An 18,558-nucleotide genomic window follows, 5' to 3' on the forward strand; every position below is an offset into this window, starting at 1 on the left:
GGGCGAAAGCACCCGGCCGGCCGGCAGCGGCCCGCCGGCCGGGCGCACGCGGCCTCAGCCGCCGATCACCTCGTTGCCTTCGACCGTCTGCCCGCTCTTCAGGCCGATCGGCAGGCTGTCGATGTAGGCGTTTGGGGCGCGGCCGTCGTAGGGAATGCCGTCGATGATGTCGGCGGCCGGGGTCGGTGCCCGGTAACCGTCGCTGTCGAAGGGGAAGTCGGCTTCCGCGGCCAGCCCCTCGTCGACCAGCAGGCGCGCGGCCTTGAGGTAAATCTCCGGCAGGTAGACCTGCTTCGCCACCTCCGCATACCACTCGTCCGGCTTGTGTTCGGCGATCTGGCCCCAGCGGCGCATCTGGGTCAGGTACCAGACCGCATCCGAATAGAAGGGATAGGTCGCGTGGTGGCGGAAGAAGACGTTGAAGTCCGGCACCTCGCGGATGTCGCCCTTCTCGTATTCGAATGTGCCGGTCATCGAGTTGGCGATCACTTCCTGGTCGGCGCCGACATATTCGGGCCGCGACAGGATCTCGACCGCCTCCATGCGATTGGCGTTGTCGTTCTCGTCCAGCCACATGGCAGCGCGGATCAGCGCCTTGGTCAGCGCCAGGACGGTGTTTGGATTCTCGTCGACGAAGGCCTTGGTCAGGCCGAACACCTTCTCCGGATTGTTCTTCCAGATCTCGTAATCGGTGATCACCGGCACGCCGATGCCCTTGAACACCGCCTGCTGGTTCCACGGCTCGCCGACGCAGTAGCCGTTGATCGTGCCGGCCTCGAGCGTTGCCGGCATCTGCGGCGGCGGCGTCACCGACAGCAGCGCCTCGGCCTTGATCTGCCCGGAAATGTCGGAGGTGGAGTAGAAGCCGGGATGAATGCCGCCGGAGGCGAGCCAGTAGCGCAGTTCGTAATTGTGGGTCGAGACCGGGAAGACCATGCCCATGTTGAACGGGCGTCCTTGTGCGCGGAAAGCATCGACGACCGGCTTCAGCGCGCTTGCCGGGATCGGGTGCACCGGCTTGCCGTCGGCCTGCATCTCCAGATGCGGCTTCATCATCTGCCACACCTCGTTGGAAACGGTGATGCCGTTGCCGTTGAGGTCCATCGAGAAGGGCGTGACGATATGCGCCTCAGTGCCGAAACCGATGGTCGCCGCCAGCGGCTGGCCCGCCAGCATATGGGCGCCGTCGAGCTCGCCGGTGATGACCCGGTCGAGGAGAACCTTCCAGTTCGCCTGCGGCTCCAGGGTGACGAACAGCCCCTCGTCCTCGAAGAACCCCTTCTCATAGGCGATCGCCAGGGGGGCCATGTCGGTCAGCTTGATGAAGCCGAATTTCAGCTCGTCCTTCTCGACCATCAGCATGTCGGCCTGTGCGCTCGCCGGCAGGATCGCGGCGAACGCCAGAAGGCCGATGGCCGCGCGGCGGACAGGGTGCGGGATCTGCATCACGTCTCTTCTCCCTCTGCTCGGGCCGTCCCTCTGAGATCGGCCTCGGGCCAACAAAAAAGCCGCCGTCGAGACGCAAGGCGCGGGAGGGCGCTGGCTGGTCTCAACGGCGGCTTTGCCGGAACGCCCGTCCTTGGGCGTGCTATGTCGTGGCCATCTTTGGCACGTTGTTTCCCTTGCAGGAGGCGTGCCAGTTGCGGATTTCCCGACAGTAAATTGATTTCACAGAGAGAATCGCAACACCTGAAAACCGGGCAGATCCACAGGCGCCGAAAGCCCGGGCACTTCGCACAGGCAGGTGACCAATCCTTGTGCAGCGCAACAAGAAACAGCAGCGCGAACACGAAGGGAAAAAGGCCTCAGGCGCGGACCGGGAAGGCTGCCGCATAGTCGGCAACCGCATCGGGATCGAAGCCCACGCCATCAAAGAAGGTGAGGCTCGCGGCTTCGGCCCGCACGCCCGTTGCGGCCTCCAGCAGATCGGGGCGATAGGTCGCCCGCACCACCGCCTCGCGCTCGGCACTGTGCGTTACCTGTCCCCAGCGGAGCATCTGGCTGTAGAACCACAACGCATGGGCGGGCTGCGGGCTGAGCGCGGCCTGCCCCGCAAAGGACAGGAAATCCGGGCGTGAAAGCGGCTCGTCCCGCGACAGCAGCAGTTCGCCCGACAGTGCCGGACGGCAATACTCCGCCGGACAGTCGAGATAGTCCGGTCCGGACAGCAGTTCCGCCAACTCGCGATGGTTCTGCGGGTCGGCGCACCAGGTCGCCGCTCCCGCCAGTGCCCGGATCAGTGCCGCCAGCAGGTCGGAATTCGACGCGGCCCATTTGCGCGTCACGCCCAGCACCTTCTCCGGGCTTTTCGGCCAGATCGCCGCCTTGGTGGTGACGATGCGGCCTGTGCCGGCAAGGACGGCCGCCGTGTTCCAAGGTTCGCCGACGCAATAGCCGTCGAGCCGATCGGCCGCCAGTGCGTCCGCCATCAGCGGCGGCGGCAGCACGGTGATCTCCACATCCCTGTCCGGATCGATGCCGGCGGCCGCAAGCCAGTAGCGCAATTCGTAGGCATGTCCTGAGAACGGGTGCACGACGCCGAAGCGCAGCGGGGCGCTCCCGCCGGATGCGGAGATCACCCCCTTGAGCGCCCGTGCTGTTCCGGCCGGATCGCCGTCGCGAGGCGCGCCGTGGTCGCACATGCGCTGCCAGAGGATGTTGGACACCGTGATGGCATTGCCGCCGAGCCCCAGCGTCATCGGCACCAGCATCGGCACGGCGAGCGAGGTGATTTCCAGGGACGCGGCAATGGGCATCGGCGCCAGCATATGGGCAACGTCGAAATGGCCGATGGCGATGCGGTCGCGGATATTGGCCCAGGAGGTCTCGCGCACCAGCTTCAGGGTCACTCCCTCGCGCGCGGCAAAGCCCCGCTCCGCCGCCGTCACCAGCAGCGCACTGTCGAGAAGCGGGATGAAGCCCGCAATCACCGTGTCGCCGTCCGCTCGCCTCATGCCTCGTCCCGTTTCTCCAGCAGCCCTGCGGAGATCACGAGGCCTTCCGCCACCTCGATGATCCTGCGGCCCTGGTTCATCGCCGTCTTGCGCAGCAGCCGATAGGCCTCGTCCTCGCCGATGCCGCGGTTGCGCATCAGGATGCCCTTGGCCCGTTCGATGGTCTTGCGCTCGGCCAGTTCGTTGCGCGCCGCCTCCAGTTCCTGCGACAGCCGGTTGAACGCATTGAAGCGGCTGATCGCCATGTCGAGGATCGGCTTGACCCGCTCGCGCTTCAGCCCGTCCACCACATAGGCGGAGACGCCCGCGTCCACCGCCGCCTCGATGGCGCCGGCCTCGGAGCGGTCGACGAACATGGCGATAGGCCGGCGGACCGCGCGCGAGACCTGAAAAATATGCTCGAGCTGGTCGCGATTGGGGTTTTCCAGGTCGATGACGATCACATCCGGATCGATCTCGGTAATCTTCCGCACCAGGCCGTCCATGCCGTCGACAACGATCACCCGCTCATGCCCGGCATCGCGCAATCCCTGCTCGATGATGGACGAGCGGATCCGGTTCGTATCGATCACGAGAATGGCGAGCTGCTCACGCATGCCCACATAATGCGCATGCCGTAAAATTGTTCAATCGAACTTTGCTGCAACGCAGCGCGAGTGGTGGAAAAATCTCCAGCGACAGGCTGGCCGCTCAGTCGCCGATGGGCTTGGGGCCCACATCCTTGGACAGCGGCACCAGCGAGGTGCGGATCCGGCGCAGGTATTCGCGCACACGTTCGGGCCGCTTGCGCGCGGCGCCGGCCGCCAGCACGTCGATGATGGCCACATAGGCGAGCCGCGAGGCGCTTGGCTTGTAGATATCCTGGTCTTCCGGCAGGTCGAGGCCAAGCGCGATGTCGGTGGCGGCGGCCAGATCCGAGCCGGCCTTGGTCAGGCTCAGCGTCTGGGCGCCGTACTGGCGGGCGATGGCGACGCTGTCGAGCAATTCGGCCGGCGTGCCGCTCGCCGAGACCGCGAAGACCACGTCGCCGCGCTCCAGCGTCGAGGCGATCATCCGCTGCAGGTAGCCGTCCGAATGCGCCTCTGCCGGCACGCCGAGGCGAAAGAAGCGGTTTGCCCCCTCCCGCGCCACATTGGCCGAACCGCCGCCGACGCCGAAGAAGACGATCCGCCGCGCCCCGGCCAAAAGGTCGATCGCCGCCTCCACGGCCAGCGGATCGAGCTGCGCCCGCGCCCGGTTCAGCGTGTCCATCAGCGCGCCGAACACCTGCGCCACCAGCGCGTCGGAAAACGACCCGCTGTCGGGCGCCTGCACGTCCATGTATTGCAGCGAAACGGCGACGCTCTGGGCGAGACGGATCTTGAAATCCTTGAACCCGTCGCAGCCCAGCGTCTGGCAGAACCGGTTGACCGTGGCATCCGACACGCCCGCCCCATTGGCGATCTCGCTCTGGCGCTGATAGGCGATGGTCTCCAGGTTCGCCAGCACATAGTCGGCAACCCGCTGCTCGCGCTTGGGGAAGGCGCCGTCGAGCCGCCTGAGCTGCGCGATGATGTCGATCACCTTGGCCACGCCCCCGGCCCCTTCCCTGCCATCCGCCCCGGTTTCGGGAACCAGACTAGTCGGCTTTGTAGGCGATGACATCCATCTCGACCTTCGCATCCACCATCAACGGCGACTGCACCGTGGAGCGCGCCGGCGGATGCGCCCCGAAATGCCGCTCGAACACGGCGTTGAAGCTGGAGAAGTCGCGGGCATCGTCCAGCCAGACATTGACCTTGACCACATGCTCCAGCCCGCAGCCGGCCAACGCCAGCACCGACCTGATGTTCTCGATCACCTTTTCCGTCTGCGCGACGATGCCGCCGGCGATGATCTCTCCGCCCTCCGCCGGCACCTGGCCGGAGACGTAGACGAAACCGCCGGCGCTCACCGCCTTGGCGAAGGGACGTTTCTGGCCGCCGGCGGCGAGATCGGCGGTATCGTGACGGATGATGCCCTTGGTCATGGAAATCCTCAGCTCTATATGAAAGTTTCTTTCATTATCTACCGCAGTTTAGCGGGAAATTCAAATTCCCGTTTGACAGTTTCGGCAGATTATGAAAATTTTTTACACAACGAACAGCCGGCGCAGACACGGCGGATCGTGGGGTGACCGGTCGGTGGATGCACGCCGGCATGGATCATCCGAGCTACCCAGAGGACCCTGTATTTGGAGGAGTGGAATGTTCCGACGCACCCACTGGAAAACCGTGTTCGCCGCGGCGATCGCGACATCCATGGCCAGCACCGCCTTCGCGGCCGGCACCCTGCGCTACGCCACCGTCGGCGAGCCGCCGAGCCTTGATCAGCATGTCGTCACCTCGGATCTGTCGACGACTATCGCCCATCACATGTTCGAGGGTCTCTACACCTTCGACGCCAGCAATTCGCCGGTGCCGCTGCTCGCCGAGAGCGACCGTCTGGAAGATGACGGACGCACCATCGTCATCACCCTGCGCCAGGGCGTGACCTTCCACAACGGCACCGACATGACCTCGGCCGACGTCGTCGCTTCGCTGAAGCGCTGGGGCGAGTTCGGCTCGCGCGGCAGCCTGCTGTTCTCGAATGTCGACAGCATCGAGGCGACCGGCGACCACGAGGTCACGCTGCGCCTCAAGCAGCCCTTCGGCCCCTGGAAGAACCTTTTGGCCTTCATCAATGGCGGCCCCGCGATCTACCCGGCCTCCGTGATGGAAGGCGCCGGCAAGGAGCCGATCGCGCCGGAAAACTACATCGGCACCGGCCCCTACCGCTTCGGCGAGTGGCAGCCCAACCGCCATGTCGAGCTCGTGCGTTTCGACGACTATGATTCGCCCGAAGGCGAGCCGAACGGCTATGGCGGCGCCCGCAAGGCCGAGTTCGATGCGCTGCGCTTCATCCCGGTTCCCGATGTCGGCACCCGCGTCAGCGGCCTCCAGGCCGGCGACTACGATTATGCCGAGACCATCCCGGGCGATCTGTTCGACGCCCTCGATGCCAGCCCGGACGTCACGACGATCCTCAACGGCGGCCCGATCTTCGGCCTCGTCTTCCTCAATTCCAAGGAAGGGCCGCTGAAGGAGAACTTCGCCCTGCGCCGCGCCATCCAGACGGCGATCAACAAGACGCCGGCGCTGCAGGTCGCCATCGGCCCGGAGAAGCTGTGGCGGGCGAACGGCTCGTTCATGCCGCAGGGCAACGTCTGGTACACCGAATCGGGTGCTGAGAACTTCAGCAAGGGCGACGCGGCCGCCGCCAGGGAGCTGGCCAAGGAAGCCGGCTACAACGGCGAGCCGATCAAGTTCATGGTGTCGACCAACTACCCGTTCCACTACGACACGGCGATCGTCTATACCAAGCAGCTTGCCCAGGCCGGCTTCAACATCGACCTGCAGGTCTATGACTGGGCAACGCTCATCAAAAAGCGCGGCGAGCCGGACCAGTGGGACCTGTTCTTCACCCATCACGGCTTCGTGCCGGATCCGATCCTGATCTCGGTGATGAACCCGACCTATCCCGGCTGGTGGACCACCCCGGAAAAGACCGAACTGGCGGAGAAGTTCACCGCCTCGGCCGATCCGGCGGAGCGCCAGAAGCTGTGGGGCGAGCTGCAGGCGCTGATCTACGAGCAAGTCCCGACCATGAAGACCGGTGACGTCTACACCTACAACATCGCCTCCCCGGAGCTGAAGGGCCTCGGCGAAGCAACCCTGATCTGGCCGCACTTCTGGAACGTCTCGAAGTAACGCACGGTCCTCTCGGCCCCCTCCGGCCTTTGCGAAACTCCGTCCCTAGGACGACACTCGCAACAGGCCGGGGGCGGGCTGGCCGCCTCCCGACATTTCGCGGAAAGTCACGCTCATGCTCGGATATGCCCTGCGGAGACTGCTGACGCTCGTGCCGACGCTGCTCGCCGCCTCGCTGCTGGTCTTCCTCTTCGTGCACCTGATCCCTGGTGATCCGGCTGCCGTCCTGCTCGGCGACAGCGCCACACCCGAGGAGATCGCCAGCCTGACGCGCGAGCTCGGCCTCGACCAGCCGCTCTATACGCAATACCTGCTGTGGCTCGGCAATGTGCTGCAGGGCGACCTCGGCACGTCGATCTTCTTTCGCATCCCCGTCACCGCGGTGATCGCCGACGGCGCAGAGACCTCGATCCTGCTCGCGCTGATGACGATGGTCTGGATCGTCATCCTTGGCGTGCCGATCGGCGTCGTCGCCGCCAGCTATCGCGGCACTTGGGTCGACCAGGTCACCTCGGGCGGGGCCATGCTCTTTGCTTCCGTGCCGACCTTCTGGCTCGGTCTCTACCTGATCCTGATCTTTTCGGTGACACTCGGCTGGCTGCCCTCGTCCGGCTATCCCTCGATCCGCGACACGGGCGGGCTTGCCAACCTGCGCTACCTGCTGCTGCCGAGCTTCACCCTCGCCGCGCCCAACGCGGCGCTGATCATCCGCCTGGTGCGCGCCTCCATGCTCGACGTACAGCGCGAGGATCATGTGCGCACCGCCCGCGCCAAGGGCCTCGCCCCGTGGAAGGTCTCGGTGAAGCACGTGTTCCGCAACGCGCTGATCGCCGTTGCCGCCGCCTTCGGCTTCACCTTCGCCGCCCTCGTCTCCGAGGCGGTGGTGACCGAAACCGTCTTCTCGCTGCCCGGCATCGGCCGCCTCGTGGTCCAGTCGATCCTGCGCCGTGACTATCCCGTCATCCAGGGCGTCATCCTGGTGATCGTCGTCCTCTACATGGTCATCAACCTTCTGGTCGACCTCGCCTATGCGCGCCTCGACCCCAGGGTGTCGCTGAAATGACCCGGACCCGTTCTCTCAAGCCGCAAAGCCAGGGAGCTGAGGCATGACCGCGATCCTCACCATGGGCCGCATCTTCCGCGGGCGCTGGCTCGCCACCGCCGGACTGTGCTGGCTGATCCTGGTCGCGCTCGCCGCGATCTTCGCTCCGCTTGTAGCCCCTTACGATCCGCTGGAGTTCGATCCGCTCGTGCGTCTGTCGCCGCCGAGCCAGGAGCATCTGTTCGGCACCGATCACTTCGGCCGCGACAGCTTCTCGCGCAGTCTCTATGGCGCCCGCATGGCCATCGTCATCGGCTTCGGCAGTGTCGTCGTGGCGCTGGTCGCCGGCGGCCTTGCCGGCATGATCTCGGCCTATTTCACCCGCCTCGGCCATGTGATCATGCGCATCGTCGACGTGCTGATGGCGTTTCCGGCGCTGCTGCTCGCCCTCGTGCTGATGACCCTGCTGGAGCGCAGCGTCGTCAACACGGTGATCGTGATCGGCATCGTCTATGCCACCACCACCGCCCGCATCCTCTTCGGCATGACCTTGAAGCTGAAGGGCGAGGTCTTCGTCGATGCCGCCACCTGCTCCGGCGCCGGCCATGCCAGCATCCTGTTCCGCCACATCCTGCCGAACCTCGTCTCGCCGCTCCTGGTGCAGGCGAGTTTCATCTTCGCCTTCGCCCAGTTGCAGGCCGCGGCCCTCGACTTTCTCGGTCTCGGCCTGCCGCCGGAAGTGCCGAGCTGGGGCAACATGCTGTCGGAATCGCGCATCTACGTCACCCGGGCCTCCTGGCTGCTGCTGTTCCCGGGCGCCCTGATCATCCTGTCCGTCTTTTCCATGAACCTGGTCGGCGACGCCCTGCGCGACAGCATCGACCCGCGGTTCCGTAACGACATCAAGGGGGTGTGAGATGACGCGCCCGAATACAGACGCCAGCGACCTGTTGCTCGACATGCGCGGCCTGACGCTCGGCGTCGCCACGCCCGACGGCATCCTGCCGGTGGTGCAGGACCTCTCGCTCAGCCTGTCGACCGGCGAAACGCTCGGCATCGTCGGTGAAAGCGGCTGCGGCAAGAGCCTCACCTCGCTCGCAATCATGGGCCTGCTGGAGGGAACGCCCGTGCGCGTTCTTGCCGGTGAGATCTTCTTCCGCGGCCGCGACCTCCTGCGTCTGTCGCCGCGCGAGCGCCGCGCGATCATGGGCAACGAGATGTCGATGATCTTCCAGGAGCCGATGACCTCGCTCAATCCGGTCTACCGGATCGGCGACCAGATCATCGAGGCGATCCGCGAGCATCGGCCAATGTCGCGCCGGGCAGCGCGCGACCGGGCGCTGGAACTGCTGACCATGGTCCGCATCCCCGATCCGGCCGGACGCATCGACAGCTTCCCGCACCAGCTTTCCGGCGGCCAGCGCCAGCGCGTGATGATCGCCATGGCGCTCGCCGGCTCGCCGCGCCTGCTGATCGCCGACGAGCCGACCACGGCCCTCGACGTCACCGTTCAGGCGCAGATCCTCAAGCTGATCGTCGAACTGCAGAAGGACACCGGCATGGGCGTCATGCTGATCTCCCATGACCTTGGCGTCATCGCCGAGACCTGCGACCGCATCGCCGTGATGTATCGCGGCCGCGTGGTCGAGACGGCGGGTGCGCGCGAGCTGTTCCAGGACATGCGTCATCCCTACACGCGCGGCCTGCTGGATTCGATTCCCGAAGCCGATGAGGACGTCGACCGGCTGTCCGCGATTCCCGGACGTGTCCCGACGCTCGACGAGACCATCACCGGCTGCGCCTTCCATCCGCGCTGCGCGCGGGCAGGAGCCGGCTGCGACAGCGACCAGCCGGCGCTCACCGCCTTCGCGCCCACCCATTTCGCCCGCTGCCACTACCCGCTGGAGCCGGACGCATGACCGACGCAGCCCCCCTCCTCCAGGTCCGCGACCTGAAGACCCACTTCACCTTCCGCGCGCCTTCCACCGGCGTGTTGCCGGGGCCAAAGCGCGTCCTCAAGGCAGTCGACGGCGTCTCCTTCGACCTTGCCGAGGGCGAGGTGCTGGGCATCGTCGGCGAGAGCGGCTGCGGCAAGTCCACGGTCGGGCGCACGCTGACGAAGCTCGAGCCGGCGACGAGCGGCGAGGCGCTGTTCCGCGGCCGCGACATTCTGGGGCTTTCGGCCGGAGCCTTCCGGCCGCTGCGGCGCGAGATCCAGATGATCTTCCAGGACCCCTTCGCCTCGCTCAACCCGCGCCTCACTATCGAGCAGACGCTGGCCGAGCCGGTCCGCATCCACGGACTTGCCCGCACCCGCGAGGAGGTGCGCGCGCGCATCTCCGACACGCTGGTGAAGGTCGGCCTCGATCCGAAGGTGATGACCCGCTATCCGCACGAGTTCTCCGGCGGCCAGCGCCAGCGCATCGGCATCGCCAGGGTGATGATCGTCGAGCCGCGCCTCGTCATCGCCGACGAGGCTGTCTCCGCGCTCGACGTGTCGATCCAGGCGCAGGTGCTCAATCTCATCAAGGACCTGCAGCGCGACAGCGGCATCTCGATGCTGTTCATTTCCCATGACCTCGGCGTCGTGCGGCACATCTCCGACCGCGTCGCCGTCATGTATCTCGGCCGCATCGTCGAGACGGCGCCGAAGGCTGCCATCTTCGAGAAGCCCGCGCATCCCTACACGCGCCTGCTGCTCGCCTCCATCCCGCGCATCCGGCCAGGCCGGCAACCGGTCGTCGATCTCGGCGAACCGGCCAGTGCCGCCTCGCCGCCCTCCGGCTGCGCCTTCCATCCACGTTGCCCGCTCGCCACCGACATCTGCCGTTCGACGCGGCCCGATCCGGTGGACCTTGGCAACGGACGTTCCAGTGCCTGCCACCATGCCGGCCAGCTTCTCGGGGAGGCCGCCTGATGGCCGGAATGAAACGCGTATTCGTCGGGTCCCTGGCAACGGAGACCAACACTTTCTCACCCCTGCGCACCGACCTGCAGGACTTCCGCGACAGTTTCTATGCCGGCCCCGGCGAACATCCGGCGACGCCGACGCTGTGCAGCGCGGTGTTTCCGGTCGCCCGTGAGCGTGCCCGCCAGTACGGCTGGCAGGTGATCGAGGGCACCGCCACCTGGGCGGAGCCGGGCGGGCTCGTCAACGCCCGCACCTGGGAGCTGCTGCGCGACCAGATGCTGGCCGAGATCCGCGCCGCGCTGCCGCTCGACATCGTGCTGCTGGGCCTGCATGGCGCGATGGTCGCCGACGGCTGCCTCGACTGCGAAGGGGAGATCCTGGAGGCGGTGCGCGCCATCGTCGGCCCCGACACGATCATCGGCGCCACCTTCGATCCGCATAGCCACCTTTCGGCAAAGCGCACCGCCAATGCCGACCTTCTGGTCGCCTTCAAGGAATTCCCGCACACGGATTTCGTCATCGCCGCCGAGAGCCTCGTCGATCTCGCCCACCGCACATCGGTCGGCGAGGTGACACCGGAAATCTCCGTCTTCGACTGCCGGATGATCGAGGTGCTGCCGACCAGCCGCCAGCCGATGCGCGGCTTCATCGACAAGCTGAAGGCGCTGGAGGGGCATGACGGAGTCCTATCGGTCTCGGTCATCCACGGCTTCATGGCCGCCGACGTGCCGGATCTCGGCTCCCGCCTCGTCGTCATCACCGACGGCGACCGGGCGAAGGGCGACCGGCTGGCGCGCGAACTCGGCATGGAGCTCTTCTCCTTCCGCGGCCGCACCCGTCCGGACTTCCTCACCCCGGCTGAGGCACTCGACAGGGCGGCCGAGATCGACGGCCATCCGGTGGTCATCGCCGACGTGTGGGACAATCCGGGCGGCGGCGTGCCGGGCGATTCCACCATCGTGCTGCGCGAGATGATCGCGCGCGGGCTCACGGACGCTGCCCTCGCCTCCATCTGGGACCCGGTCGCGGTTCGCACCTGCATTTCCGCCGGCGAAGGCGCGACGCTGCCCTTGCGCTTCGGCGGCAAGATGTCGGCCGCCGCCGGCGAACCCATCGATGCCGAGGTGACGGTGGAGAAGGTGGTGCGCAACGCCGTGCAGAGCTTCGGCACCAGCGTGGTGCCGCTGGGCGATTCGGTAGCGATCCGCATCAAGGGCCTGCGCGTCGTGCTCAACACGGTACGCTCGCAGATCTTCAGCCCGGACGCCTTCTCCAACATGGGGATCGACCCGGCGGCGATGAAGATCCTGGTTGTGAAGTCGACCAATCACTTCCACGATGCCTTCTCGCGGATCGCCTTCGACATCCTCTATGCGGCGGTCGACGGGCCTTACCCCAACGATCCGGCGACCAACACCTACCACACCCTCACGCGCGCCATCTGGCCGCGCGTCGAGGATCCCCACGCCGCCTGAGACATACGGAACCACGCCATGACCGCCGATGCGCCCTTCCAGCCGGAGACCCCCGCCCTCGTGCTGGACGAGGCGGTGGCGCTCGCCAACATCGCCCGCTTCCAGGCCCATTGCGACCGGCTCGGCCTCAAGAGCCGGCCGCATATCAAGACCCACAAGCTGCCGCGCTTCGCCAAGGCGCAGATCGCGGCCGGCGCGCGCGGCATCACCTGCCAGAAGATCGGCGAGGCGGAGGTGATGGCCGATGCCGGCATCGACGACATCCTCATCACCTTCAACATCCTGGGCGAGGCCAAGCTCCAGCGGCTGAAGGCGCTCGCCGGGCGCATCGCCCGTCTTGCCGTCGTCGCCGACAGCGGGACGACGGTGGACGGTCTGGCCTCCGCCTTCGCGGATAGTGCGGCAACGCTGCATGTGATGGTGGAATGCGACACGGGCGCGGGACGCTGCGGCGTCCAGACGCCAGAGGAAGCGGTGGATCTCGCCGCCCGCATCAAGGCTGCGCCCGGCCTCGTCTTCGCCGGGCTGATGACCTATCCGGCCCCCGGCAAGGCCGGCAATGTCGAGCGCTTCATGGGCGAGGCGCTCGGCCTGCTCGGCGAACGCGGCCTCGAATGCCCGGAAATCTCCAGCGGCGGCTCGCCCGACATGTGGCATGCGGGCGAGGCGGAGGGCGGGTCCCGCAACCTCGTCACCGAATACCGGGCCGGCACCTATATCTACAACGACCGTTCGCTGGTCGAGCGCGGCGCCTGCACCCTCGACGACTGCGCCCTGACGGTGCATGCCACCGTCGTCAGCCGGCCGACGCCGACCCGCGCCGTGCTGGATGCCGGCTCCAAGGCACTGTCCTCGGATCTGCTCGGCCTCACCGGACACGGCACCATCATCGGCCATCCGGATGCGCAGATCGCCGCGCTCAGCGAGGAGCATGCGGTGGTCGAGATCCCCGCCGGCAGCCTTGCCGTCGGCGACCGCGTCCGCATCGTGCCCAACCACTGCTGCGTGGTGACGAACCTGTTCGACCGCGCCTGGCTGCTGGCAGCCGATGGCGGCGTCGAGGAGATCGACATCGCCGCGCGCGGCCGCATGACCTGACCGGCTGGCCCGGCGGCGTCACGCCTCGTCGGGATCGAAATAGGCGCCATGCGCTGCGCGAATGTCGTCGATGATGCCGGCGATCCGTCCCAGATGCGAGCGCATCCGCGCCACGGCCGCCACCTCGTCGCCGGCCCGCACCGCCTCCAGAATGGAGACGTGATCCTCCATCGCCAGCCTTGCGCCGTTCTCCAGCGACAGGTAGCGCACCCGGTCCATATGCGCCTTGTGGTCGCGGATCAGCGCCCAGACATGCCCCTGTCCGGCAATCTCGCAGATCCGGTTGTGGAAACTGTCGTCGAGCGCGTGGAAGCCGGCGCGATCATCCCGGTCCGCCGCCTTTTCCTGCTCGCCGATCAGGTCTTCCAACTCGCCGAAATGCTCGGGGCGGATATTGGCCATCGCCGCGCGCACGGTCTCGAGTTCCAGCGCGGTGCGGATGAAGCGGGCCCGGTGGACCGCCTCCACGGAGATCGGCGTCACCACCGTGGCGCGCTGCGGGCGGATCAGCAGGAAGCCCTGCTGCGACAGGCGGTAGAAGGCGTCGCGCACCGGCTGCCGGCTGACCCCCATCTGCTTGGCGACTTCCGCCTCCGACAGTTTGGTGCCGGGCAACAGGTCGAGCCCGACCACCCGGTTGTAGAGTTCCGCGAAGACCAGATCGGTCACGGACGGCACGCGGGTCATGTCGAGCGTCCTGAGCTTGATCTGTTCCGTCATTCCCCTGCCCTCCCTGCGGCCGCCCTGTCCGCCTCCGGATGATCCGAAGCCGCATACGGAGCCGCCACGCTGCCGGACGTGTCGTCCGCGCCGGTTTTCCGGCATTTGCCGGGAGGCCCGTCCTAGCGACTGCCGCCCGGTTTGACAATTCGCTGCCGTCCTCGTTCGGCGGCGTTGACTCAACTTACAGACTAACATATTAGATTACTAGTCAGTTCGCCAGCCCCAACAACGAGACGCGAGAACGCGACAGGGGCTGGCAGGGAGGATCGAAATGGCGCTACTGGACGAGGACCGGCTGTTTCCGGTGGAGCCGCGCACGCGTGGCCTTGCCCGCGACATCTACCGGACCATCCGCGACCTGCCGATCGTCAGCCCGCATGGCCATACCGACCCGGCCTGGTTCGCGCTGAACGAGCCGTTCCCCGATCCGGCCGAGCTCTTCGTCGTGCCGGACCACTACGTCTTCCGCATGCTGGGTTCGCAAGGCATCCCGCTGACCGATCTCGGCGTGCCGAGGGTCGACGGCGGCGCCAGCGAGCGCGACCCGCGCCGCATCTGGAAACTGTTCGCCGACAACTTCCACCTGTTCCGCGGCGCGCCCTCCGCACTCTGGCTGACCCATTCCTTCCAGGAGGTCTTCGGCATCGACGAGCCGCTCGGCCCTGAGACCGCGACGCGCATCTACGACCACATCGCCGACTGCCTTGCCCGGCCGCAGTTCCGGCCGCGCGCCCTCTACGATCGCTTCAACATCGAGGTCATCGCCACCACGGAATCCGCGCTGGATCCGCTGGAGCATCACCGCGCAATCCGCGACAGCGGCTGGGGCGGCCGGGTCATCACCGCCTACCGGCCGGACGCGGTCACCGATCCAGAATTCGAGGGTTTTGCCGCAAACGTTGCCCGGCTCGGCGAGATCACCGGCGAGGAGACGACGACCTGGTCCGGCTACCTTGCCGCCCACCGGGCGCGCCGCGCCGTCTTCAAGGACCATGGCGCCACCGCCACCGACCACGGCGTGCCCAGCGCCCGCACCGAGGACCTGTCGCCCACCGAGGCTGCCGCCCTCTTCGACAGGGCGCTGGCCGGGCGCTGCACGGCGGAGGAAGCCGACCGGTTCCGCGGCCACATGCTGACCGAGATGGCGCGCATGAGCCTCGACGACGGGCTGGTGATGCAGATCCATCCCGGCGCCTTCCGCAACCATTCCCCTGCCGTGATGGCCCGGCACGGCCGCGACAAGGGTTTCGACATCCCCACCCGCACCGACTATGTCCGCGCGCTCAAACCGCTGCTCGACGCAGTCGGCCACGAGCCCGGCCTCACCATCATCCTCTTCACGCTGGACGAGACGTCCTACGCACGCGAGCTGGCGCCGCTCGCCGGTGCCTATCCGGTGCTCCGTCTTGGCCCACCCTGGTGGTTCCACGACAGCGCGGAAGGCATGCGCCGGTTCCGCGAGATGGCGACGGAGACCGCCGGCTTCTACAACACCGTGGGGTTCAACGACGACACCCGCGCCTTCTGTTCCATCCCCGCCCGCCACGACGTGGCGCGCCGGTCGGATGCGGCATTCCTCGCCACACTCGTCGCCACCGGGAGGCTCGGCGAAGGCGAGGCATATGAGGTCGCACGCGACCTCACCTACACTCTGGTCAAGGCCGCCTACAGGCTGTGACCGGCGAAACTGCTCTAGGGAGGAACTGAACATGAAGCATTGGAAGACCATGACGGCAGCCTTCGGGCTGCTCGCCGCCTCGGCCATGACGGCGCAGGCGGCCAACATCGTCCTGCGGTCCTCGGACACCCATCCGGACGGCTACCCGACCGTCGAGGCGGTCAAGTATCTGGGCGAGCTCGTCAAGGAGCGCTCCAACGGCCGCATCGAGATCGAGGTGTTCCACTCGGCCCAGCTCGGCCAGGAGAAGGACACGATCGAACAGACCCAGTTCGGCGTGATCGACATGAACCGCGTCTCGCTCGGGCCGTTCAACAACATCATCGAGGAGACCCAGGTTCCCTCGCTGCCCTATATCTTCCGCTCCGTCGAGCACATGCACAAGGTGATGGACGGCGAGATCGGCCAGGAAATCCTCGAGGCCTTCTCCGCCCATGACCTCGTCGGCCTCGCCTTCTACGACGCCGGCTCGCGTTCGTTCTACAACCGCCAGAAGCCGGTCGAGACCATGGCCGACCTGTCGGGCATGAAGTTCCGCGTCATGCAGTCGGATCTCTTCGTCGACATGGTCAACGCGCTCGGCGCCAACGCGACGCCGATGCCCTATGGCGAGGTCTATTCCTCGATCCAGACCGGCGTCATCGACGGGGCCGAAAACAACTGGCCGTCCTTCGAAAGCTCCGGCCACTACGAGGTTGCCGGCCACTTCACGCTCGATGAACACCTGATCGTCCCGGAAGTGCTGGTCATGTCGAAGAAGAGCTGGGACAAGCTCTCGGCCGAGGACCAGGAGATCATCCGCCAGGCGGCCAAGGACTCCGTCCCGCACATGCGCAAGCTCTGGGCCGAGCGCGAGGCGGCCTCGGAAGCCAAAATCCGCGAGGCCGGCGTCCAGATCGTCAGCGAGATCGACAAGACGCCGTTCATCGAGGCGATGAAGCCGGTCTACGAGAAATACGTGACCTCCGACAAGCTGAAGGACCTCGTCGCCCGCATTCAGGCGACCGAGTGATCCCGACGTGACTTCGAACCCGCGGCGGCCGGTCCGCCGCGGGCTTCTTCTTGCCGGGAGGACGCATCTTGCAAGGGACAATGCGCGCCGTCGCGCGGATCACGGGCATCATCGGCCGCATCGCCCTGTGGCTGTCGGCAACGGGCCTGGTGCTGATGACCGCTTTCATTTCGGTCCAGGTGTTCTACCGCTATGTGCTGAACGACAGCCAGTCCTGGACGGAGCCCGCCTCGGTCATGCTGATGGGCTGGTTCATCTTCCTGGGCGCTGCCGTCGGCATCCGCGAAGGCTACCACCTGTCCTTCGACGTGCTGCTCTACGTGCTGCCGCTGAAGGTCAAACTGGCGCTGCACTCCGTCTCCGACGCGGTCGTCATCGCCTTCGGCGCCGGCATGGTCTGGTACGGCGCCGAGCTTGCCGCCAAGACCTCCGGCAACAAGCTGCCCTCGCTCGGCATCTCCGGCGCCTATGACTTCCTGCCCCTCGTCGCCGGCGGCGTTCTCATCGTCCTGTTCTCGCTGGAGCGGCTCGCCCGCCGCGCCGCAGGCCTGCCGACCGCGCGCTTCGGCGAAACCGAACTGGAGGATTGACCGATGGAACTGTTGATCCTCTTCGGCACCTTTACCACCCTGCTGCTGATCGGCACGCCCGTCGCCTTCTGCCTCGGCGTCTCGTCCTTCGCCACCATCGTCTATCTCGGCCTGCCGCCGGTCGTGGTGTTCCAGCGCCTGAACTCCGGCGTCTCCGTCTTCGCGCTGATGGCGATCCCGTTCTTCATCTATGCCGGCGAGTTGATGGTGCGCGGCGACATTGCCCGCCGGCTCGTCGCGCTTGCCGGTGCGCTGGTCGGCCATATGCGCGGCGGCCTCGGCCAGGTCAACATCACCGCCTCCGTGCTGTTCGGCGGCATTTCCGGCTCGGCCGCGGCCGATGCCTCGGCGATCGGCGGCCTGATGATCCCGCAGATGAAGGCGCGCGGCTATGACGTCGCCTACGGCGTCAACGTCACCGTCGTCTCCTCGATCATCGCCCTGATGCTGCCGCCCTCGCACAACATGATCATCTATTCGATCTCTGCCGGCGGGCGCATCTCCATCGCCGACCTGTTCACCGCCGGCATCCTGCCCGGCCTGCTGCTGGCGCTGGCGCTGATGTTCGCCGCCTGGTACGTCGCCCGGAAGCGCAACTATCCCATCGATCCGTTCCAGGGCTGGGCCATGGTCGGCTACCTCCTGATCAACGCGATCCCGGGCATCCTGCTGATCGCCATCATCTTCGGCGGCGTGCGCTCCGGCATCTTCACGGCCTCGGAGAGCTCGTGCATCGCCGTGGTCTATGCCCTGTTCATCACCGCCATCGCCTACCGCACCATGAGCTGGCAGACCTTCGTGCTGGCGACCACCGCCGCGGTGCGTACCACCGCCATGGTGCTGTTGGTGATCGGCTGCGCCGCCTCCTTCGGCTGGCTGCTCGCCTATCTGCGGGTACCGACGACCCTCGTCGCCGTCATGCAGGACATCTCCCAGAACCCGCTTCTCGTCCTGCTCCTGATCAACATCATCCTGCTGATCCTCGGCACCTTCATGGACATGTCGCCGCTGATCGTCATCACCACGCCGATCTTCCTGCCCGTTGCCCAGGCTTTCGGCGTCGATCCGGTCCATTTCGGCGTCATCCTGATCCTCAATCTCGGCATCGGCCTGTGCACCCCGCCGGTCGGCGCCGTGCTCTTCGTCGGCTGCGCCGTCGGGAGGATCACCGTCTGGGAGGCGGTGCGGTCGATCTGGCCCTTCTACTTCGCCGCCGTCGGAACCCTGCTGCTCGTCACCTATGTACCGGCCCTGTCGCTCTGGCTGCCCTCGCTGTTCCACTGATCCGAACGGAGCCCGCCCATGTCA

At 66.6% G+C, this 18,558-nt stretch carries 17 protein-coding genes; 11 read left to right on the forward strand and 6 right to left on the reverse strand.

The genetic code is table 11. The features are described from left to right. Window positions 1-54: 54 nt before the first annotated feature. The 5 genes from TSB10P1A_RS11570 to TSB10P1A_RS11590 all read right to left on the reverse strand — a co-directional run bounded on the left by TSB10P1A_RS11570 (window position 55) and on the right by TSB10P1A_RS11590 (window position 4,962). Window positions 55-1,446, reverse strand: coding sequence for a CmpA/NrtA family ABC transporter substrate-binding protein (locus tag TSB10P1A_RS11570; protein WP_186388473.1), 1,392 nt, complete (start codon window positions 1,444-1,446; stop codon window positions 55-57). 359 nt (window positions 1,447-1,805) lie between these two features. Beyond that, entirely contained in the window at window positions 1,806-2,954 is a 1,149-nt protein-coding gene (locus TSB10P1A_RS11575) for a CmpA/NrtA family ABC transporter substrate-binding protein (RefSeq protein ID WP_186388083.1), read from the reverse strand. Beyond that, complete coding sequence (locus tag TSB10P1A_RS11580; RefSeq protein WP_186388084.1) at window positions 2,951-3,550, reverse strand: ANTAR domain-containing response regulator; 600 nt, start codon at window positions 3,548-3,550, stop codon at window positions 2,951-2,953. Before TSB10P1A_RS11580 ends, TSB10P1A_RS11575 begins: the two co-directional genes overlap by 4 nt. 94 nt (window positions 3,551-3,644) lie before the next feature. Next, on the reverse strand, window positions 3,645-4,526 hold the full coding sequence (locus TSB10P1A_RS11585; protein WP_208987083.1) for a MurR/RpiR family transcriptional regulator: 882 nt from the start codon (window positions 4,524-4,526) through the stop codon (window positions 3,645-3,647). A gap of 46 nt (window positions 4,527-4,572) precedes the next feature. Further along, on the reverse strand, window positions 4,573-4,962 hold the full coding sequence (locus TSB10P1A_RS11590) for a Rid family hydrolase (RefSeq protein WP_186388086.1): 390 nt from the start codon (window positions 4,960-4,962) through the stop codon (window positions 4,573-4,575). Window positions 4,963-5,179: 217 nt separating this feature from the next. Here TSB10P1A_RS11590 and TSB10P1A_RS11595 point away from each other — a divergent pair, with 217 nt between their 5' ends. From TSB10P1A_RS11595 to TSB10P1A_RS11625, 7 genes are all read left to right on the forward strand, one after another. After that, entirely contained in the window at window positions 5,180-6,721 is a 1,542-nt protein-coding gene (locus TSB10P1A_RS11595; protein ID WP_186388087.1) for an ABC transporter substrate-binding protein, read from the forward strand. 115 nt (window positions 6,722-6,836) lie between these two features. Next, the gene (locus TSB10P1A_RS11600; RefSeq protein ID WP_186388088.1) at window positions 6,837-7,784 is read left to right on the forward strand and encodes an ABC transporter permease; all 948 of its coding nucleotides are present in this window, start codon (window positions 6,837-6,839) and stop codon (window positions 7,782-7,784) included. Between the two features lie 43 nt (window positions 7,785-7,827). After that, window positions 7,828-8,679, forward strand: coding sequence for an ABC transporter permease (locus TSB10P1A_RS11605; RefSeq protein ID WP_186388089.1), 852 nt, complete (start codon window positions 7,828-7,830; stop codon window positions 8,677-8,679). A 1-nt stretch (window position 8,680) separates the two neighbouring features. Beyond that, window positions 8,681-9,682 (forward strand): ABC transporter ATP-binding protein, encoded by a 1,002-nt coding sequence (locus TSB10P1A_RS11610; RefSeq protein ID WP_186388090.1) that lies wholly within the window; start codon window positions 8,681-8,683, stop codon window positions 9,680-9,682. After that, window positions 9,679-10,680, forward strand: coding sequence for an ABC transporter ATP-binding protein (locus TSB10P1A_RS11615; RefSeq protein ID WP_186388091.1), 1,002 nt, complete (start codon window positions 9,679-9,681; stop codon window positions 10,678-10,680). Before TSB10P1A_RS11610 ends, TSB10P1A_RS11615 begins: the two co-directional genes overlap by 4 nt. A gap of 8 nt (window positions 10,681-10,688) precedes the next feature. Then, window positions 10,689-12,149, forward strand: coding sequence for a M81 family metallopeptidase (locus TSB10P1A_RS11620; RefSeq protein WP_186388092.1), 1,461 nt, complete (start codon window positions 10,689-10,691; stop codon window positions 12,147-12,149). Window positions 12,150-12,167: 18 nt separating this feature from the next. Continuing rightward, window positions 12,168-13,247 (forward strand): D-TA family PLP-dependent enzyme, encoded by a 1,080-nt coding sequence (locus TSB10P1A_RS11625; protein ID WP_186388093.1) that lies wholly within the window; start codon window positions 12,168-12,170, stop codon window positions 13,245-13,247. Window positions 13,248-13,265: 18 nt separating this feature from the next. Here TSB10P1A_RS11625 and TSB10P1A_RS11630 read toward each other — a convergent pair whose 3' ends face one another. Further along, on the reverse strand, window positions 13,266-13,967 hold the full coding sequence (locus tag TSB10P1A_RS11630; protein ID WP_186388094.1) for a GntR family transcriptional regulator: 702 nt from the start codon (window positions 13,965-13,967) through the stop codon (window positions 13,266-13,268). Between the two features lie 274 nt (window positions 13,968-14,241). On the opposite strand from TSB10P1A_RS11630, the gene uxaC reads away from it, so the two are divergent. The 4 genes from uxaC (at window position 14,242) to TSB10P1A_RS11650 (ending at window position 18,534) form a co-directional block, all read left to right on the forward strand. Continuing rightward, window positions 14,242-15,648 (forward strand): glucuronate isomerase, encoded by a 1,407-nt coding sequence (uxaC, locus tag TSB10P1A_RS11635; protein WP_186388095.1) that lies wholly within the window; start codon window positions 14,242-14,244, stop codon window positions 15,646-15,648. Window positions 15,649-15,679: 31 nt separating this feature from the next. Further along, window positions 15,680-16,660: a TRAP transporter substrate-binding protein gene (locus TSB10P1A_RS11640; protein WP_186388096.1), complete on the forward strand. Its 981-nt coding sequence runs from the start codon at window positions 15,680-15,682 to the stop codon at window positions 16,658-16,660. 80 nt (window positions 16,661-16,740) lie between these two features. After that, entirely contained in the window at window positions 16,741-17,250 is a 510-nt protein-coding gene (locus TSB10P1A_RS11645) for a TRAP transporter small permease (protein ID WP_186388474.1), read from the forward strand. A 3-nt stretch (window positions 17,251-17,253) separates the two neighbouring features. After that, a complete protein-coding gene (locus TSB10P1A_RS11650) occupies window positions 17,254-18,534 on the forward strand; it encodes a TRAP transporter large permease (RefSeq protein ID WP_186388097.1) in 1,281 nt (426 codons plus the stop codon). Window positions 18,535-18,558: the final 24 nt, after the last annotated feature.

Source organism: Stappia sp. TSB10P1A (assembly GCF_900185725.1).
Lineage (GTDB): Bacteria > Pseudomonadota > Alphaproteobacteria > Rhizobiales > Stappiaceae > Stappia.

Excerpts from the sequence above, each read along its gene's own strand:
- TSB10P1A_RS11625 (WP_186388093.1), top strand. The coding sequence starts at position 12,168 with ATGACCGCCGATGCGCCCTTCCAGCCGGAGACCCCCGCCCTCGTGCTG.
- TSB10P1A_RS11595 (WP_186388087.1), top strand. The coding sequence starts at position 5,180 with ATGTTCCGACGCACCCACTGGAAAACCGTGTTCGCCGCGGCGATCGCG.
- TSB10P1A_RS11575 (WP_186388083.1), bottom strand. The coding sequence starts at position 2,954 with ATGAGGCGAGCGGACGGCGACACGGTGATTGCGGGCTTCATCCCGCTT.
- TSB10P1A_RS11615 (WP_186388091.1), top strand. The coding sequence starts at position 9,679 with ATGACCGACGCAGCCCCCCTCCTCCAGGTCCGCGACCTGAAGACCCAC.
- TSB10P1A_RS11650 (WP_186388097.1), top strand. The coding sequence starts at position 17,254 with ATGGAACTGTTGATCCTCTTCGGCACCTTTACCACCCTGCTGCTGATC.
- uxaC (WP_186388095.1), top strand. The coding sequence starts at position 14,242 with ATGGCGCTACTGGACGAGGACCGGCTGTTTCCGGTGGAGCCGCGCACG.
- TSB10P1A_RS11610 (WP_186388090.1), top strand. The coding sequence starts at position 8,681 with ATGACGCGCCCGAATACAGACGCCAGCGACCTGTTGCTCGACATGCGC.
- TSB10P1A_RS11570 (WP_186388473.1), bottom strand. The coding sequence starts at position 1,446 with ATGCAGATCCCGCACCCTGTCCGCCGCGCGGCCATCGGCCTTCTGGCG.
- TSB10P1A_RS11580 (WP_186388084.1), bottom strand. The coding sequence starts at position 3,550 with ATGCGTGAGCAGCTCGCCATTCTCGTGATCGATACGAACCGGATCCGC.
- TSB10P1A_RS11630 (WP_186388094.1), bottom strand. The coding sequence starts at position 13,967 with ATGACGGAACAGATCAAGCTCAGGACGCTCGACATGACCCGCGTGCCG.
- TSB10P1A_RS11590 (WP_186388086.1), bottom strand. The coding sequence starts at position 4,962 with ATGACCAAGGGCATCATCCGTCACGATACCGCCGATCTCGCCGCCGGC.
- TSB10P1A_RS11600 (WP_186388088.1), top strand. The coding sequence starts at position 6,837 with ATGCTCGGATATGCCCTGCGGAGACTGCTGACGCTCGTGCCGACGCTG.
- TSB10P1A_RS11605 (WP_186388089.1), top strand. The coding sequence starts at position 7,828 with ATGACCGCGATCCTCACCATGGGCCGCATCTTCCGCGGGCGCTGGCTC.
- TSB10P1A_RS11620 (WP_186388092.1), top strand. The coding sequence starts at position 10,689 with ATGAAACGCGTATTCGTCGGGTCCCTGGCAACGGAGACCAACACTTTC.
- TSB10P1A_RS11645 (WP_186388474.1), top strand. The coding sequence starts at position 16,741 with ATGCGCGCCGTCGCGCGGATCACGGGCATCATCGGCCGCATCGCCCTG.
- TSB10P1A_RS11640 (WP_186388096.1), top strand. The coding sequence starts at position 15,680 with ATGAAGCATTGGAAGACCATGACGGCAGCCTTCGGGCTGCTCGCCGCC.